Here is a 17,617-nt window from a genome sequence, read left to right on the forward strand (position 1 = left end):
TTTGGCTGGAGATACTGAAAGATCTAGCGTTTTAGATTACACCGAATTAGGAGATGTTCTGACGAGTCAAGTTAACTAAACTGCAATGTCAGATGAAGATTCAAAGCAACACTTCCTCGGATATCGTGAGGATAAGAAAGCTTTTCGACAGTATCTAGGTCGGATCGAAAATTGTCCGCATAAAGTTATGACGACGGTAGATGATCCTGATTTCTATGCCAAGATCCAAGCAGCCGTTTTGCGACAAATGTAACCATCAGGCTCCAATGGTGATCTGGGTTTCTAAGCGTTAAACGCTGGGGACGATCTAAAGCCACTGCCGGGTTTGCCTATCTTGTCTACCCCTACTGATTTGAGTCGATAGAACAGAAACGATGACAACTCGCCCCACCGTGGTTCGACAGAGTGAACTATTGCATCAGTTGGTACTAGACCGCAACACCATGGAGGCACTGGGACGGATTGAACTGCTCTGGATGTACCCCCAGTCCCATCGGGTGTTGGGATTTATTTGTAAATCCGGCTTGATTGGCCCTAAAAAGCTGGTGTTTAAGCTGGCTCAACTTGATGCTTGGGGGAGTAGTGGCATTTTCACCCGTTCCCAGCCTGAAGAAACGGATTTGAGTCGGGTCAAGCAATTAGAATCCCTGATTGGCCATGAGGTTTGGAGTAATGGCGGCGATCGCGTCGGCAACATTACTGATTGTCTGTTTAACTTGCAAACCGGAGCCATCAGTCAATATTTACTCGTGGTCAGTCGCTGGGGCGGGGTGAGTCGTGATGTCTATCAGTTGCCACCGGGGCAGATTTTGAGCTTTGGCAACAAACGCACGTTGATCACTGCTACCACCGCTAAATCCTTAGCCCTCTACCGAGGCGGCGTAGAACACTCCCTGACAAACTTCAAAACTTCCCTGCAAGAAGATTACGGCCAGGCGGTGCAAGAGTTAAAATCCCTCGGTCAACAGGCAAAAAAACCTGGCAACCCAGGCCAAGAAGCGGGTAGAGATCCTGGGGGAGCAGTTTCAGGAAACAGCCCAATCCCTGGTTCAAAACGTGCAGGCCCAAGGACAAACCTGGGTGGAGTTGATCCAAGACCCGCCTCCCCCTCCTCATCCATTGGCTGACCCATTGACTGACCCATTGACTGACCTTGACGACGATGAGGATTGGGGCGATGTACCCCCCCCCCGTGACTAGCCCGCCGCCGCTGGAGCACCCAGAAGAGATCATCCCATCTCCAGTTCTAAATCCCATGACTATGGAGGAGGACGATGGGGATTGGGACGAGGTTCAAAACGCACCCGCCAGTCATCTGCCGCTGCAGGCACCCTCAGAGGAAATTCCATCTCCAGCTCTAAATCCCGCTACTGTGGAGGAAGACGATGACGAACCCTGGATTTAGAACTATCCCCTCCCCATGCCGAACCCCCTTCCTCCCCTTGCCCAACAGGTGATCTTAATTACGGGTGCCTCTTCCGGTATTGGGGCTGCACTGGCACAAAGCTTGGCAACTCGCTACCCCGGTATCCGGCTGGTTTTGGCCGCTCGCACGGCGGTCACCTTAGAACAACTGGCGACCCAGTACCGCCAACTCGGAGCCGAGATTCTGGTGGTGCCGACGGATATGGCTGCACCGGAGCAGGTACAGACCCTTGCCACCACTGCGATCGCCCACTTTGGACGGGTGGATTCCCTGGTCAATAATGCTGGCTATGGTCAAATGGGACCAGTTGAATTGGTACCGATTGCAGCAGCGCAACACCAATTTGCGGTCAATGTTTTAGGCGTGGTGGGCTTAATTCAGGCGCTGATTCCCACCATGCGTCAACAGGGCGGAGGGCGGATTCTCAATATTAGTTCCATTGCCGGTCGTTTGGCGTTTCCCTTTGGGGGCTTATACAGCGCCTCAAAATTTGCCCTTGAGGGGCTCAGTGACACCCTAAGGATGGAACTAAGTCCGTTTAATATTCAGGTGAGTGTGATTGAACCGGGGCCTGTGCAGACCAATTTCTTTCAGGTCGCAACCCAAGGGGTTGAGCAAACGATTCCAGACCCCCAAAAGACTCCCTACCGAGCCGCCTTTGCCCAGATCGAGACCCTTGAGCAGCGGGTGGGCGATCGCGCTTGGAGTTCTGAGCAAGTTGTCGCCGTGATTCTCAAGGCTCTTACTGATCCAGTGCCTCGCCCCCGCTATCTTGCCGCCACGGGAGGTCGTGTGTTGTTGTTCCTAATGACCAAGTTGCTCCCCACTAAAATGGTTGACGGATTTTGGCAGCGCTTCTATGGCATTGATTTGGTTGAGCGAGATTGGAAAAATCGTCTTGGATCGTTGCCTAGAATAACAGTCCGTTAAAGGTTTTGCTGCTAGACTACTACCGGATGCTGCTGTCTAGCGGATCGACTCGCTGCCCCTGCTAACTCCCTGTGATTTATCTCTCCTCTTCATCTTCATGGACTTGCTAGAGTACCAGGCCAAGCAATTATTTCGCGAGACGGGGATTCCTGTCCTGCCCTCACAACGGATTGATTCCCCCAAAGATTTAAAAGGGCTAGAAATTCCCTATCCGGTCGTCCTCAAGTCCCAGGTTCGCATGGGGGGCGGGGCAAAGCAGGCGGTGTCAAAATTGTTGGGAATACGATTGATGCCGTGGCAGCCGCCCAAACAATTTTTAACCTGCCGATTATGGGGGAGTACCCCCAGGTACTGCTGGCAGAATCTAAGTACGATGCAGTTCAAGAATTTTATCTGGCCGTTGTCCTCGATCGTTCTGTGCGCCGTCCCCTGCTGTTGGGTTCCCAACAAGGGGGCATCTATGTAGAAGCTGCTTTGGAGCAGATCCAGCAAGTGGTGGTTGATCAGGATTTCTCTCCCTTCTATGCCCGGAAATTAGCCGTCAAGATGGGACTGCAAGGCCAGCTGATTCAAGCCGTCAGTGCCATCGTTGAAAAGATGTATGACCTGTTTATTCAAAAGGACTTAGATTTAGTTGAGATCAACCCTTTGGGCATTCGTGCCAGTGGGGAAGTGATGGCGCTGGATGGCAAGATTACCGTCAATGACAACGCCCTCGTGCGCCACGCCGATCTGGTTGAGATGGCGCTGACGATTGCCAACCGAGTTGTGGATAAAGAAACCAAAGCCCAACTGACAGTTTCCCGCCGGGTGACGGCCACTGATGACCCCCCCCTTGATTGAGCTGGAGGGTAATATTGGTGTCATCTGTAACGGTGCTGGGTTAACGATGACCACCCTGGATTTAATCCAGCTCCAGGGTGGCAGCCCCGCTAGTTTCCTCAATTTAGGGGGTGAAACCTCCCACTACTATCCGCCCGCTTCAACCCCTACCGTTGCCAGTGAAGAGTCAGCTACTTTTATCTACCACACGCTGGAAAGCGGTCTGACCTTAATGAGCCAGGATGTGACTGTGAAGGTGATCCTGGTCAACATTTTTGGCAGCTTTATTGCCTGCGATCGCGTGGCGGAAATTGTTGTCAACTATTTACACCTGCAAGAGACCCAAGGGCGACGCCGAATTCCCTTGGTGGTGCGGCTGGTTAATGATCAGGCCACTGCTGCACGGCAGCATCTGAATCAGACCCTCGTGACCTTGGTAGAGAGTCTTGATGATGCCGTGGCTAAGGCGGTGGCATTGACTGAGATCGATTAGACCCCAACCGCTCTAGGAACATGGTGTATGAATTTCACAGCTGATACCAGAGTCCTGATTCAGGGCATTACAGAACCCTTGGCAGCGGCGGCGGTGCCGTTGATGCAAGCCTATGGCACCCGAGTTGTCGCCGGGGTCAGTCCTGGATTTGGTGGTCAGGTGTTGGCAGGAATCCCCGTGTTGGATTTGGTCGAACAGGTGCTGACCCAGGTTGGGGAGGTCGATGCCACCCTGATTTTTGTCCATCCCTATCGGGTGTTAGATGCCGCCCTAGAGGCGATCGCCAACGGCATTCGTCAGATTATTATCATCACCGAAGGGATGCCGCCCCTCGATATGGTGAAACTGCTGCAAAAAGCAGAGGCCAGCGAAACCCTAGTGGTAGGGCCTAACTGTCCGGGGGTCATTGTACCGGGGCAGGTGTTATTGGGCATTCATCCCGCAGAAGTTTATACCCCCGGCAATATTGGTCTAGTGAGTCGCAGCGGCACCCTCACCTATGAAGTCGCCATGGAACTCACCCAAGCAGGCTTGGGTCAGTCCATCGCTGTTGGGATTGGCAGTGATGCGATCGTGGGTGCGTCCTTTGCACAGTGGCTTCAAATCTTGGATGAAGATGAGACCACCGAAGCCATTGTTCTGATTGGAGAAATTGGGGGTGACAGTGAAGAAGCTGCTGCCCAATACATTGCCGAAGTCATTGATAAGCCTGTAGTTGCCTACGTTGCTGGTCGGGCAGCCCCCCGAGGCAAACCCACTGGCCATGCCGGAGCTATCATTGCCTCACAATTGTCGGCGACGCGAGAAATTATTGCTTATCACACCCACCTGGGGACGGCAGAGAGTAAAATTGCGGCGTTTAAAGAGGCTCAAGTCCCCGTTGCTGAACGTCCTTCCCAGATCCCGGTGCTATTGCAGCAGGCGTTACAACACTGATGGTTTTCTCACCCCCCATGACCCTAAGCTGTCTCCATGGCTACCCTCCGCCACTAGCTGACTACCATTCACGTCTCAAGCTCCTCCATCGTCAGGAGTTTATCGGCACTATCTTCTCGATTTGCTGCTCTTGGGTTGACAAGTTGCGTTGTTAGGCAGGGTTCTAATTCTCAATCGTGTTGATGCAAATAACTTGAATGTGAATTCTGTACAGATACTTCCTATCACCTTGAATGATGTCTGGTCTTATAGCTTGTTAATCGCTTTATGTCTGCCAGCAACTTGGTACTACTGCTATGGGATCTATGCAGCACTAACCTTTTTTTACCATCCCATCCAGCCAGAACCTGACTACCATCCGCCGATTACGGTTCTCAAGCCGATCTGTGGTCTCGATAATGATACTTACGAAAACTTTGCTTCCTTTTGTAGACAGGACTACCCTGACTATCAAATTATCTTTGGGGTTCACAATGCCCAAGATCCTTGTGTGACCATTGTCCAGCAACTGATTCAGGATTTTCCAGACCTTGATATTCAGCTCGTAATTAGTGACCGTATCATTGGCACCAACTTTAAAGTCAGCAACCTGGCGAATGCAGAGCCTCAGGCGAAACACGCCATTTTGCTGCTGGCAGACAGCGACGTTCGCGTAGGATCTGACTATCTCAGGCGCGTGATCCAGCCGCTGCGGGACCCAGCTGTAGGAGTTGTCACTTGTTTATTTAGGCCACTGACACGAGGGTGGGTGGCAAATCTCGAGGCTCTTGGCATCTCAACAGATTACCTGGCCGGGGTTTTAGTAGCGAATCGCTTGCAGGGAATGACCTTTGCCCTGGGGCCAACCATCGCCATTCGCCGCGCTGCCTTAGAAGCTATTGGGGGGTTCGCCGCGATCGCTGACTTTCTGGCGGACGATTTTCAACTGGGTTACTTACCTGCCCAAGCAGGCTATAAGGTCGTACTCTCCGATTACATCATTGAGCATGTGATTACCACCGAGAGCCTCACCGACTTGTTTCACCGCCAAATCCGATGGGCTTTTTGTACCCGAGTTTCTCGACCCTGGGGATATCTAGGGCTGATCTTTACCCATGGAATTGCTACTAGTTTTTTATTCCTGATCATGACCTGGGAAACCAGATTGGGCGTGATTGGGCTGAGTATTACTTGGTTGACAAGATTGGCAATGGCTTGGATCATTGGGGCGATGTTCCTTCAGGATCGTGCCGCAAAACAATTACTATGGCTGGTGCCTCTCAGGGATTTAATTAGTTTTGGTTTCTGGTGCTATGGCTTTGCTGGAAACTCGATCCAATGGCGTGGCCGCCGCATGAGATTGCTGAGAAACGGTAAATTAGAGCCTTGGGAGATTTGATCGAGGGTGGTACTCTAGCAGGCAATACCCATCTAAAACACCATCATTAAATTCTGCTAAAATCCTTCGCTAGCTTTATGGAGAGACATTCTGTGCAAAAGACTCTGTTCCTTAGCCCTCCCTCGTTTGATGGTTTTGACGGTGGGGCCGGTGCCCGATACCAAACCAAGCGGGAGGTTACTTCCTTCTGGTATCCCACCTGGTTAGCTCAGCCCGCTGCCCTGGTACCCGGTAGCAAGCTAGTCGATGCCCCCCCCCACGGCCAAACCTTTGAGGACGTTTTGAAGATTGCCAAAGATTACGAGTTAGTGATCTTGCATACCAGTACACCCTCGCTTCCCAATGATGTGAAAATCGCTGAGGCACTCAAATCCCAAAATCGCAATGTCAAGGTTGGCTTTGTTGGGGCACACGTGGCGGTCTTACCGGAGCAAACCCTGAGGGAGAATCCGGTGATTGATTTTGCCTGTCGCCATGAGTTTGACTACACCTGCAAAGAGCTGGCGGAGGGGAAGCCCTGGGATCAAATCAAGGGACTGAGTTACCGCGACCCGCATCAGAATATTTGTCATACGGAAGACCGAGAACTCATCCACGACTGGGATTCGATGCCGAGCGTCTTGCCCGTGTATGCCCGTGATTTAGATGTCACCAAGTATTTCAATGGCTACCTACAACACCCCTACGTCTCTTTCTACACCGGACGGGGTTGCCCTGCAAAATGTACCTTTTGTCTCTGGCCCCAGACCATCGGTGGGCATCTTTACCGTACCAAGAGTCCCGAGGTGGTTGGCCGTGAGATGGAAGAAGCCAAAGCCCTCTTTGGGGATACGGTGCGGGAATATATGTTTGATGACGATACTTTTACCATTAACCGCCAGCGGGCGATCGCCATCAGTGAACACATGAAGCGGCTAAAGCTCACCTGGAGTTGTAATGCCCGCGCCAATTTAGACTACGACACTCTGAAGCAGCTCCGGGACAATGGTCTGCGGCTGTTACTTGTTGGTTTTGAGTCGGGGAACCAGGAGATTTTGAACCGGATTAAAAAGGGCATCAAATTGGAAGGAGCCCGGGAATTTATGAGGAACTGTCGCAAACTGGGGATTATTGTTCATGGCACCTTTATTTTAGGGTTACCCATTGAAACCCAGGAGACCGTGGAAGAAACGATTCGGTTTGCCCGTGAAATCAACCCCCATACCATTCAAGTCTCCATTGCGGCTCCCTATCCCGGCACAGAGCTTTATGAACAAGCCAAGGCCAACAAATGGTTTGCCAGTGATGCTCTGGTTGCCAATTCAGGCATTCAAACTTCTACCCTGCAATACCCAGACATTTCCAGTGCTGAGATCGAAGATGCGGTAGAAAGAATGTATCGTCAATTTTACTTCCGTCCGCAAAAAATCCTGTCCATCCTGCAGGAGATGGTGGTGGATCGCCGGGTGCTGGTGCGGCGGATGAGGGAAGGGGTGGAATTTTTCTCTTACCTGAAAGAACGTCGGGTGCAAGCAGGGGTGACGAAGTCGCAAGCCAGCCCGATTGTTGGGACTTAAAGGTTAAAGGTTTTCAGGGAGCTACAAGCAACGCTCCCTACTCTGGTCGATCCAGCAGCCCCATATAAGAGACCGAGAACGAAGATGAAAAATATCCTCCTCCTGGCATTGCTGGTTGTGCTTCAGGTTCTGGGATACGCCGGACTGAGCTATGGTCTGCATCAGGTTGGGGCAATGAGTCCATCTAACCCGCTAGCAATCTTTTTCTTTGGGCTTCAGGTGTTTTCCAATCTCTGGGTTTTACTCGGAGTGTTGAGCATGATAGCCTCCTTACTGCTTTACCTGGTCGCAATTTCACGGCTTGATCTGAGCTATGTCCTGCCGATCCTGGCCTCTAATTACGTACTGACGACCCTGGTGGGTTGGCTAATTTTAGGTGAAAAAGTTTCTGCACCGCGCTGGATCGGAACCCTGTTGATTACAGCGGGGGTCTTGATGGTTGGATTGAGCGAACATGCTCGTAATTCCAAGCGATCCAGAAAATCAATTCCCCACAAAACATGAGTTCATCATGATCAAAATCTGGCTGGCACTGATTGTGCTAGTGGTTGCAGATTGTGCAGGCACTTTATTTCTCGCTCGGGGCATGAAGCAGTTGGGGGCGGTTTCAACTGCAACGCTGAAACCACAGGCGTTGGTTCATTTCTTTTGGAGCGCCGTCAGCAACTCCTCCTTGAGACTCGGAATCTTTTGCATGACGATTATGTTTTTTATGTTTATTTCCTTGCTTAGTTGGGCGGATGTCAGTTTTGTAGTGCCAGCAACAGCTCTAACGGAACCCGTGAATATGTTAGGGACTCGGTTTGTTTTAAAAGAGCATGTAACCCCAGTTCGCTGGTTCAGTAGTGTGCTCATTTGTATGGGTATTTATCTAATTTCTTATAAGTAATTCACAGCCAAATCCCCAAGGAGTTTTAGCGTCCCCATTGATTCATAGAGCAGGTGATTAATGCTAATTTAACTCTGTAGGTAGCCTCAAAAGCGACAATTTTCCGGTCACTGATTTGTCTGTCGAGTGGTGGCAGGCTGACCTCCATCAGAACATACCTGCCACCATTGAAAACTCCAGATCCATCCACTCAAAATTGACAGTATCCTAGCCAGGGCTGGGGGACTGCCGCAATTGCAGCGCATCCTGGGCGGACTGCCCCTCCCCCTGGTAACCAAAATACCAAAGGGTTGCAGCGGCTTCGGCTCGGGTCACGGGCTTTTTTGGCTGGAACAAAGCGGTAAAACCAAAGGCACGGTGGATATTGGCTAAATCCCCATTTTGATGGTCGGCTAACACAGCTCGGAGCGCTCTTGGATCAATCTTGGCGGTATCCTGAAACCCCCAGGTTTGTTTCACGGTATCAATGGTGGCTGTAGGCAAGGTTTGACGGGTGTCGAGGGGAACCTTCCAAAGAATCAACGTCTCGCGGGTCAGAGGAGCGTCGGGACGGAATAACAGCGCGGCGCTATCCCCTGTGAGGGGACTGGGAATCAGTCCCGCTTCCGCCAGTCCTTGAATAGCTGCAAAATCTGGGTCGGTCTTCGGGACATCCTTAAACACGGGTTGGGAGGCATCGGCCCCTAGGCGCACTTTCTGCGCGGGACGGTTGGCATATATCTGATTATTGGCTGCTACCAGCCAACGGGCAAACTCCCGGCGGGTAATCGGTTGACTGGGGGCAAATAAGGTGGAGGTGTTGAGATTTTGCTTGCCCCCTCCGGTGGGGGCAGTCAGCACTCCCAAGGCTGCGAGATCGGCGATCGCAGACTGGAGTTCCTGAGGGGCTTTGTTGAGGTCAGAGAAGGACTGTGCCACTGTCACCGGAGTTCCTGGCGTATCCGTCGGCAGCGGTGTCGTTGCGACTGTGGGTTCCTGGGGCAGCGGCCCAATAAAGTCTGGACTCCCAGGAGCGGGAACGGAGCGGGCGATCGCCCCCTGGTTATACTCAATTGTCAAGGTGGTATTGGCTTGGGAAGAGGGAGACGGAGTCGTGGGGGAGGGGGTTGGTAAAGGGGTGGGTTGAATGGAGATCGTTACCTGGAGGTCGTTGCGCCGGGCAACGAAGGTTCCCTGCAAATCATCCGTGGGACGATCCTCAATCTGCCACCCATCACTCTGGAAGGCTTGTTGATAAAAGCCCATCACCCGATCGCTGCGATCGCCGCTCGTCCATTGGGTCATCACGGCGGCATCCGTTGACTCAACCGGATCGGTAACCGGGGGCTTGACAGCAACTAAAACTGCATTCGGGTAGCGGGGAATCTCTGGAGGAAAATCCCTGGGTAACTCAGCAGCTCCCAGGGTAGTTGGTTTATCAGGACTACCACCAAACACCGACGGATTATTTTGTAATCTCGGGTCAGCGGCCAGAGATCGCTCCCAAGACTGTCCGGTCGGACTGTTGGCACAGGCAGTCAAGGTTGCCAGAGTGCCTGTCAATAAGCCAAGAAGAACCGCAGCTCGCAATGAGATTAACACCACAGCAACACCGAACGCAGATACCCCTAACGTAGCTCAAAGCGTAGACATAACTGAGGGAGTTTCGTACAGATGGACGATGCAGAGTTGTACCGTGGTTTGAGGCAACGGGTGTCTCGACTAGTCCGAAAAACCTTGTCCTTCCCAAAATCGGTGCAAAATCACATTGGTGCGATCTGGTATTTCATCGTAGCGATCAAATGGTAACTTTCATGGGTGCAATCCTTCCGGGTAAAAATCCGGGTAAATTTACAGCCCAAACAGCCCCTAATCAGCCTATGCAATTGTGCTTATTGACAACATAAAACACTCTTAAGAGTTGTCTGGAACTCCCAAAAGCCTTACCTGTACTTGGTTCCCCAAGCAATGGGCGATACAGGATTTGAACCTGTGACCCCTTCCGTGTGAAGGAAGTAATATTGTTGGCTGAAGTTCTTTGCAGGTAAGCTTTTGGGACATTCTCAATAAACTATCGGGAAACTATCGGGGTGTAGATCGGGGTGTGTTCGTTAATGTACTACTAGCTCAGGAGAATGGTTTAGACCTTCACGTCTGGGAAAAATGCCAGCTTTGCCAGTAAACCGAATAAGGCAAGGACTACCCCTACAACAAGACTCCATATCCGGGTATCTTGAGCATTCATCCGGGTTTCAATGCCATCAACCTTTTTGTCTACTGCTTCAATATGCTGCTCGATGCGCTTCAGTTGTTCCTCAGTACGGACGGCGTTGACCTCAATGTTCTTATCCAATGCGTCGATCTTCTTGTCCAAACCGAGAATCAAGTTTCTTAAATCGGTATCAGTAGACTGCATTCTCATCGCCTCTCTTGTTGCGCTTGCGAGTGTCTGCGATCTCTGGTTCTTCTGATTCACCCATCAGCTCACGTTGAACCGCTTCGGTGATGACCCTCCTAAGCCATTCGGAGCGATTGGGCAGAGAGCGAACAATCCTGTCAGTTTGCTTATCCAGCGCTACAGAAACAGGTGGACGGGCAAGGCTGCCAACTTGGGGTTTGAATCGGGTTTCAATATCTCTACGCATGGCATCAATTGAATCATTTATCCCCATGTTACAACATGGGATATAAAATATCAATAACTCCCATCAGGGGACATCCAACCCTCTCGGGGGGAAGTAGAGATTCTTCATACCCTGTTTTTGCACAATCCAGGGTACGCCCGTGGCATTCCTGATGTAGCCCGGAGCATCGCCCTGGAATCCTTTCTGGCGACTGGCATTATCAGCGCTGAGTCCATACATCTGGTAGACCTGGCGCTGAGTGAAGCCGGGGTGTGATTGCTCAATGGTCACCAGAGGTAACACTGGTAACTCTTGAGTAAATGCTGGTAACTGAGGTAAACCTGCTTGACTGCTTCCCCGTTGGGCAATCAAGCGCTTACCTCCCCCAACTCAGATCTAAGCTCCTCTATCTGGGCAGTTAGTCACTGTTCCAAACTCCTAACCGTGTCAGGGTTGTCCCTCTTCAGAGCCTCACCAATAACCCCCTCTACCCATTTGCTCGGAGTTACCCCCAATAGCTGGCACATCTCATCAATGCTCTGCTTCCACATTGCTAGCGCACACCATCTGAGGGGTTGACAGTCAGCGAGGTCAGAGGCGGCATGTCATGGATAAAAGTTTCCAAACGCATTTTCAGCACCAGCCACGATTTTTATGAAGTTTTATTGCAACATGCGTAAAACAATCTCTGATCGACTGACTTATCTATAGAGCTGTGGAAATCCTGCGGATGCTGTAGGTCTAAACCCCTTCTCTACCCAATAACGATTCAGATTCTTTCTTCATTCCTGATCACGTACACAATCTTGGAGGTTGCTGATGACAGACCTTATTGTGACAAGTGTGATAGACACTTGGCCTTTGAAGGGTAAATCAAATCGAGTGCAGGTGAATTGACCAAGGAATTCAAGCCATCTAGCCATCCCCCTTTAGAAAACCAGAGCCAATTCTTCTACGTAAGGAATAAGATCCCTTTTTTGCAAGTTATGATCCCACCATGAAGACTAAGCAACCAGATTTTATCGAATAAAAATAACTAGAATGCTTTACAGATAAAGTCTTGAGCGATTTTGTGCGTAGTTTCTATATCAGGATTTTTAAAATATAGCCAATTCAGATGGGGTATGCTAATATCCCCATAACGCTTAATCCACGGGTAATTCTGGGTATTAAGCACCAATTTGCTTAGATTCCAAAATGGGATCTAAATATAGTTAGCCCTCTTTGAATCACCTGTGAAGACATTGCACAGTCGAGCTTTCGTATGCTCTGCTAGAGAAGTACTTCTTGGACAGCTATTATGGCCTTTACAACAGCATTGTACTACCCCTGGATTGACGTAAGAGATGAGAGTTGGCTAAAAAATGCGCTTTTGTATTGGGAAAATATTCGTACGATAGTCCCTGAATCAATTGATGCTCCTTACACTACAAGAACTGCAAAAGAAGCTTATGAAGCAGAGCTGTTGCAGCCTCTTTATGTTGAATCAAGGATGCAAGTGATCGACGAATTGACAGATGATGTTTTAAAGTACCTCGAATCCCCAGAAGGTGCAGAAGTTCTTATGGCAAGAGATATAAGAGGATGTTTTAAAAGTCTTCCTGGGTGTATCCAACCACTCAGACCACCTAGAGACCGCTACGACAGAATCAGGGTTTATGGATTTTAGATTGCACCACTGAGTCGTATTTGAGGCTCAAGACGACCCTTTTAAAACATCCTCTAAGAGATTATCAGCTTATTCATCCTGATAAATTGCCTTCGGAAATTCGAGAGCTAGTAGATATTCATCCCGATAAACTATCGGACAGACTCCAGAGGGAATTGCAAAGCAGATTATCTAGTGATTCACAAGAATGGATTTCTGTAGGCAGTAGATTTGCAAGCTTTTACATGACTTTATTGGCTACTCGTTTATCAGAAAACTCTGGAGTAGGTCTATTAACTGATATGGTAGCTAACAGCAAATTAGCGAATGCAGCTAAATTGGATGCCAATTTGCATCTTCCAAGTCGTCGCAGAAGCAGGAATGCTTATGATGGTTACCGACGCACCCAAAATATCCCACCTTCACTAGCGCAAGGAGTACTTGCTGACTTGATTTTTGAAAGAATTAAAATTGATCCTGATACATCTTTCAAAAATATTCTCAAGTTTAGAAGGGAAAATGCAGATGAATTAGGACGTTTTCGTGTCAAGCTTGCAGAGTTGACAAAAAATATTTCTAGTGAACAGTCAATTGAGAAACTCCAGGAGGAAGCTAATGACATTTTTATAAATGAAGTAAAGCCTTCATTAAATGCACTAAAAAAGGGACTTACTTCAAACAATATAAAATGGGTGACAGAAGGTTTTCTCAAGGTTTCATTTTTCTCGGCTCCTACAACTTCTCTACCTCTTGCTCTAATTGGACTCTCTATTCCTCAAGCACTTCTTGCTGGTGTTGGAGTATCATTTGTGGCATCGCTTATTCTATATAACTGTGACAAGGCTGAAAAGTTAAGACAAAACCCATACTCATATTTGTTAACCGCCGAGAGAAAATTTTGAGTTGGAGCAAACATAGGGAGTCTCGGTCGCTCACACAATTGTCACAATGCTGTCTACCTTATCTACAGAAGGCTAACACTGCGTGGCAGCGGACGGTCGAAAGCCGTTGGTGTTGAGTTTCAGGGTATCTCTACCGCCGCTGCACTTTACCGTTAGACACCACGCAGCATCGCCGAAAAGGTTGTCTGTTTCGTTGAGGTGTTGGGTGAGCAAGGGTTGAGTTGGGGAGATGCGATCGATCGAGAGTTCAACCCCTCTCTGGCAAAGGTTGAGCTAGCAAAGTATGAACCTCAGCGGGCGATCGGTCAGGAGGTTGATTACTTCAACGAAAGGTTCCATTGCCAAGGTTGATCAGCAAGTTGCCTGAAGCACTCGAAAGCATGACCTCAATTCAGCCCAAGTTAGGTTAGTTGCAAGGTCTAACACCTCACTGCAGCGGATGGTTGTTTGAAGCTTGGGCTTGAGTTACAATCAGCTTACCACCGCTGAGTTCAACCGTTAGGCCCGCTTCGCGGCTCGGCGCCGTTGAGGTCGTCCGCATTCAAAGTGATGAGCAATCGCTCCAATCCGCCCAGCACCGCCATTGCGCGCCCTCCTGGGTGCGAGCGTTGCTCCGATCCGCTGGCCGTGACGCTTCACGAGTCTCCCTATCGGCGCATTAATCATGAGGTCTTCATCTTCCGTTGCCCCGCGTGTTCGGTCCTGATCCTCGACGACATCGTCGGGTTCAAGGGGCACGGCACCGTGTTTCGTGCCTCCGAGGCGGACATCGCTGCATACATCGAGGCGCCAAATGGCCGGCCTTGGCCCATCGCCTTGCCTCCGGACGAGTAGGGCGTAGCTGGCCCCGGGGCGGTCAGCCTGGGATCCCTGCACCAAGCCTCGCACGATGTTTCGACCAGAGGTATCCAGTAGGTTGGCGACCGTCGTTTCCTGAGCCTCGGAAAATCTGTCGGCGGGCCTAACAACGCGTTGCAGCGGACTCGCTTCGCTCGCCGCTGAACTTGGTATCGTTAGGTGGCGCTCAATGCTTCGATACATCGCTGCCATATCGATCCTTTCGACATTCCTTTCGGGATGCGCTGGGGATATGTGCGGCAACACTATCGGTCAGACTGTTCTCTCTCCCTCCGGTCAAACCAAGGCCGTGGTGTTCAAACGAGACTGCGGTGCTACGACAGGGTTCAGTACCCAGGTTTCGGTGCTTTCGTCCGACGACGAATTGCCAAACGACGGCGGTAACGTGCTGGTCCTGGATGGGGCGGTTCCTATCGAGCTGCGCTGGTTATCTGAGTCATCGCTCGCGATCGGCGGCATTGGCAACGCCAAGGTCTTTCTCCAGGAAAGCGTAGTCGCGAACACCCAAGTGAGCTACGTCCGATGAGGCGCCACCTAACACTTCGCTCGAGCGGACGCGTGAGGGATAAAGTGCCAAGCTCAAACGTCGGCGTGCGCGCCGCTCAGCTCAACCGTTATGTGAACAAAAGTAGTGAGTCGTTAAGTCTTTTGAATTAGTATGGAATGCAAGCCGTTGTAGACAATTAATAAGATTTAAGAATGGAAAAAATACTCTTCGGAATTTTGTGTTCAATATTTATTTATCAGAGTTCTGCAAAAGCCATTGAAGTATCTACGAAGGCAACTTTTGCGTCTATTCAAGCTACTGGAGTGATTCCCATAGCCGATAAACCCGTTCTAGTTATACCTTGTTCTCCAATTAATACAAACTGCAAGGAAGTTGTCAACTACATTACTCAAGTAATCCAAGATTCCCAGAATCTAAATGATTCTCAAATAGAAGACCTAAACCAAAATATTATAGTGGCTTTAAAGAGTCTTAAACAAGTTTCGGAGGTTCGCACAGATCTAAAGGGAGAGGTGCAAATTCCTTGCAAAGTATCTAATTGTTTAATATATACAAATTGGACTAGTACTGAAAGTAAACTTTTCTGGATAAGTATTCATGAAAAGGGAACAGCACAAGAATATCCACCGTCAAAAGCTGTTCAATTAATCAGCATGAAAATTCCTGAAGATATTATAAGATTAAATGAAGCCATAAGCAGGCTCAAAGCTCAATTATCTGCTGGGGTAACATATGTAGATTTTCCAAATGCTGTCACTCCATTTATTCAAGCTCTTAATTCTGCTCAAAGTTCTCCAGAGGCTTCAGACTACGTAAATTATACCAATGAAGCAAATAGAATTTCAAATATGATTTCTATTTTAAGTAGAACTTGGGGTCTTTATATAAAGAGTACATCAGTGTCAGGATTTACTACTACACATCATGTTTCCTGCAAAACTGCGAAAGCTATCAGAGAGTTATGGAATGATGCTATCGGCTATGATGATATGACAGAAATAAAAGGGGGATTACTAGGGTGTTTATTTGTTGATTTAGATCGGTTCTCAAGTCCCTACGGAAATACCACATGGCCACGCTATATGCTTCAAGTAGTTTCAATTAAACTTGAAAGAATATCTAACTTTACAAGCAAAGGTAAGAGGACTGTGCCAGTAATATCACTTCCGCAAGTGGATGCAAACAAATTTTAAGATCAATACGGTAAAACACCAGGGCTGTTTCATTCTAAATTTTAGTATTTTATGCATCTACGAGAATGCGCGATTCTAGACTTCAGAGATTTTATCTCTCGATCGCTGAAATGCTCTAAAATTGTCACCTCCATCTAGAATGAAATGACCCTGGGTAAAACACCTAACCCGTCGTTGGAGCGTATGCACAAAACTGATCGAGATAATTTAGAATAGGTTAGAGCAACGTTCAACTCTAGGCCGTTAGACCCCGCTAGCGGTTTCTGGTTTTCGGTTCATCTCATTTCTGGTTTTGTTGCTGAGTTTGAGTTTCAGAGTTTTTGGGCTTTTGCTGTCAGGTTTTGTAGTTGGGGTGGTTGGGCGATCGCTGGTCGCAGAGATTTGTAGACTCTACGTGTTGAAATCGTCAAAGGGCGATCGCTAGTGGTAGAGATTTGTAGGCTTTATGTGTTGATATGATCAAAGGGCGATCGCTAGTGGTAGAGATTTGTAGGCTTTATGTGTTGATATGATCAAAGGGCAATGGCAATATAGATTGAACTCGCAGTACGCATAACCAATCATTGCAGCGGACGGTATGGAGATCCTTTCGGAGATGCAGAGTATATTTACCGCCGCTGAATTTAGCCGTTAGGCATCACATGCAAGAAGAATCACCCATCTGGCCGCCTTACGAAGCGTTCTATATTCAGAGCATGCTCTTCAACAGCGCGTCTGCTGTTCGCTCAATACTCAGGCTCGAAGCGATCTTTGGCAAGCTGCCTGAGCGGCCAACCGCAGAGGACGTCGACGGACTACCGACGAGAATCGTACTGAACGAGCTTCAAAACATGGTCGTTCAAGCCGGCGCACTTTCAAGGTACTTCTGGCCAGTCCGTCCCGAATACAAGTCGAGAGGTCAAGTACTTCGACAGTGCTTCGCGATGACTGATGAGAGTCCACTCTTCAATCGAGATCTCCGCAACGCGATCGAGCACTTCGACGAACGAATTGACAAATACTTCGCTCGCGGTGCTGTGGGATGCTTCTTCCCTGAATACGTAGGAGCGCGGCCAGCCGACGACGGAGTTCCCGGACACTTCTTCCGCGCGTACTTCGTAGACACTGGGGAATTCCGTCTGCTCGATGAAGACTTCGCCATGAAGCCCCTTGCAGATGAGGTCCTGTTCGTTCAGGCCCACCTTGAACTCATGGATACAGAAGGTGGGCGCTTCCAACCGGCAAAACGCGATGCCTAACCCCTCAGTCAAGGGGACGTCTTGCGCCTAGGCGCAAGCCGCCCCTTACCTCGAACGTTACGCTCCCTGCGATTTGCAGACAACGGACGAGGCTGTGCTTAGAGATTGTGGCCAGGATTTATAGGCTCTACGTGTTGATATGATCAAAGGGCGATCGCTAGTGATAGAGATTTGTAGACTCTACGTGTTGATATGATCAAAGGGCGATTTCTTGTCGCAGAGATTTGTAGGCATTAC

The 17,617-nt window shown here is 49.4% G+C and carries 20 protein-coding genes and 1 pseudogene; 17 read left to right on the forward strand and 4 right to left on the reverse strand.

What is annotated here, in order from left to right; genetic code table 11:
* Positions 1-85 precede the first annotated feature (85 nt).
* The 10 genes and pseudogenes from DO97_RS29970 to DO97_RS22780 all read left to right on the forward strand — a co-directional run bounded on the left by DO97_RS29970 (position 86) and on the right by DO97_RS22780 (position 8,430).
* Complete coding sequence (locus tag DO97_RS29970) at positions 86-253, forward strand: DUF6887 family protein (RefSeq protein ID WP_420805839.1); 168 nt, start codon at positions 86-88, stop codon at positions 251-253.
* 121 nt (positions 254-374) lie between these two features.
* Complete coding sequence (locus tag DO97_RS20400; RefSeq protein WP_052128212.1) at positions 375-1,127, forward strand: PRC-barrel domain-containing protein; 753 nt, start codon at positions 375-377, stop codon at positions 1,125-1,127.
* Positions 1,128-1,177: 50 nt separating this feature from the next.
* Positions 1,178-1,405 (forward strand): hypothetical protein, encoded by a 228-nt coding sequence (locus DO97_RS00915; protein WP_036530453.1) that lies wholly within the window; start codon positions 1,178-1,180, stop codon positions 1,403-1,405.
* Between the two features lie 15 nt (positions 1,406-1,420).
* The gene (locus DO97_RS00920) at positions 1,421-2,356 is read left to right on the forward strand and encodes an SDR family oxidoreductase (RefSeq protein WP_036530455.1); all 936 of its coding nucleotides are present in this window, start codon (positions 1,421-1,423) and stop codon (positions 2,354-2,356) included.
* A 97-nt stretch (positions 2,357-2,453) separates the two neighbouring features.
* Positions 2,454-3,671 (forward strand): annotated as a pseudogene (locus DO97_RS30535) (ATP-grasp domain-containing protein).
* Positions 3,672-3,698: 27 nt separating this feature from the next.
* Positions 3,699-4,607, forward strand: coding sequence for a succinate--CoA ligase subunit alpha (locus DO97_RS00930; protein ID WP_036530457.1), 909 nt, complete (start codon positions 3,699-3,701; stop codon positions 4,605-4,607).
* A 229-nt stretch (positions 4,608-4,836) separates the two neighbouring features.
* Positions 4,837-5,985, forward strand: a complete 1,149-nt coding sequence (gene hpnI, locus DO97_RS00935) for a bacteriohopanetetrol glucosamine biosynthesis glycosyltransferase HpnI (protein WP_036530629.1) — start codon at positions 4,837-4,839, stop codon at positions 5,983-5,985.
* A gap of 92 nt (positions 5,986-6,077) precedes the next feature.
* Positions 6,078-7,541 carry a hopanoid biosynthesis associated radical SAM protein HpnJ gene (hpnJ, locus tag DO97_RS00940; protein ID WP_036530460.1) on the forward strand — a complete coding sequence of 488 codons (1,464 nt, stop codon included), beginning with the start codon at positions 6,078-6,080 and terminating at the stop codon, positions 7,539-7,541.
* Between the two features lie 84 nt (positions 7,542-7,625).
* On the forward strand, positions 7,626-8,045 hold the full coding sequence (locus DO97_RS22775; protein WP_052128214.1) for an EamA family transporter: 420 nt from the start codon (positions 7,626-7,628) through the stop codon (positions 8,043-8,045).
* Positions 8,046-8,052: 7 nt separating this feature from the next.
* Positions 8,053-8,430 carry an EamA family transporter gene (locus DO97_RS22780; RefSeq protein ID WP_052128215.1) on the forward strand — a complete coding sequence of 126 codons (378 nt, stop codon included), beginning with the start codon at positions 8,053-8,055 and terminating at the stop codon, positions 8,428-8,430.
* Positions 8,431-8,637: 207 nt separating this feature from the next.
* Here DO97_RS22780 and DO97_RS00950 read toward each other — a convergent pair whose 3' ends face one another.
* The 4 genes from DO97_RS00950 to DO97_RS00965 form a co-directional block, all read right to left on the reverse strand.
* Entirely contained in the window at positions 8,638-10,014 is a 1,377-nt protein-coding gene (locus DO97_RS00950; RefSeq protein ID WP_239651339.1) for an S-layer homology domain-containing protein, read from the reverse strand.
* 535 nt (positions 10,015-10,549) lie between these two features.
* On the reverse strand, positions 10,550-10,825 hold the full coding sequence (locus DO97_RS00955; protein ID WP_036530462.1) for a hypothetical protein: 276 nt from the start codon (positions 10,823-10,825) through the stop codon (positions 10,550-10,552).
* On the reverse strand, positions 10,812-11,081 hold the full coding sequence (locus tag DO97_RS24255; protein ID WP_036530464.1) for a hypothetical protein: 270 nt from the start codon (positions 11,079-11,081) through the stop codon (positions 10,812-10,814). The genes DO97_RS00955 and DO97_RS24255 overlap by 14 nt, the downstream gene beginning before the upstream one ends.
* A 36-nt stretch (positions 11,082-11,117) precedes the next feature.
* Positions 11,118-11,405, reverse strand: a complete 288-nt coding sequence (locus DO97_RS00965) for a hypothetical protein (protein ID WP_036530465.1) — start codon at positions 11,403-11,405, stop codon at positions 11,118-11,120.
* A gap of 928 nt (positions 11,406-12,333) precedes the next feature.
* Here DO97_RS00965 and DO97_RS00970 point away from each other — a divergent pair.
* From DO97_RS00970 to DO97_RS00995, 7 genes are all read left to right on the forward strand, one after another.
* Complete coding sequence (locus tag DO97_RS00970; RefSeq protein ID WP_036530467.1) at positions 12,334-12,702, forward strand: hypothetical protein; 369 nt, start codon at positions 12,334-12,336, stop codon at positions 12,700-12,702.
* 20 nt (positions 12,703-12,722) lie between these two features.
* The gene (locus DO97_RS00975; RefSeq protein WP_156120377.1) at positions 12,723-13,583 is read left to right on the forward strand and encodes a hypothetical protein; all 861 of its coding nucleotides are present in this window, start codon (positions 12,723-12,725) and stop codon (positions 13,581-13,583) included.
* Positions 13,584-13,799: 216 nt separating this feature from the next.
* Positions 13,800-13,934, forward strand: a complete 135-nt coding sequence (locus DO97_RS27190; protein WP_275574911.1) for a hypothetical protein — start codon at positions 13,800-13,802, stop codon at positions 13,932-13,934.
* A gap of 198 nt (positions 13,935-14,132) precedes the next feature.
* Entirely contained in the window at positions 14,133-14,417 is a 285-nt protein-coding gene (locus DO97_RS23535; RefSeq protein WP_156120378.1) for a hypothetical protein, read from the forward strand.
* A 256-nt stretch (positions 14,418-14,673) separates the two neighbouring features.
* Positions 14,674-14,967, forward strand: coding sequence for a hypothetical protein (locus DO97_RS00985; protein WP_052128219.1), 294 nt, complete (start codon positions 14,674-14,676; stop codon positions 14,965-14,967).
* A 173-nt stretch (positions 14,968-15,140) separates the two neighbouring features.
* Positions 15,141-16,142, forward strand: a complete 1,002-nt coding sequence (locus tag DO97_RS00990; RefSeq protein WP_036530472.1) for a hypothetical protein — start codon at positions 15,141-15,143, stop codon at positions 16,140-16,142.
* A 641-nt stretch (positions 16,143-16,783) separates the two neighbouring features.
* Positions 16,784-17,380 carry a hypothetical protein gene (locus tag DO97_RS00995; protein WP_036530474.1) on the forward strand — a complete coding sequence of 199 codons (597 nt, stop codon included), beginning with the start codon at positions 16,784-16,786 and terminating at the stop codon, positions 17,378-17,380.
* Positions 17,381-17,617 lie beyond the last annotated feature (237 nt).

Origin of the sequence: Neosynechococcus sphagnicola sy1 (genome assembly GCF_000775285.1) — a bacterium.
Lineage (GTDB): Bacteria > Cyanobacteriota > Cyanobacteriia > Neosynechococcales > Neosynechococcaceae > Neosynechococcus > Neosynechococcus sphagnicola.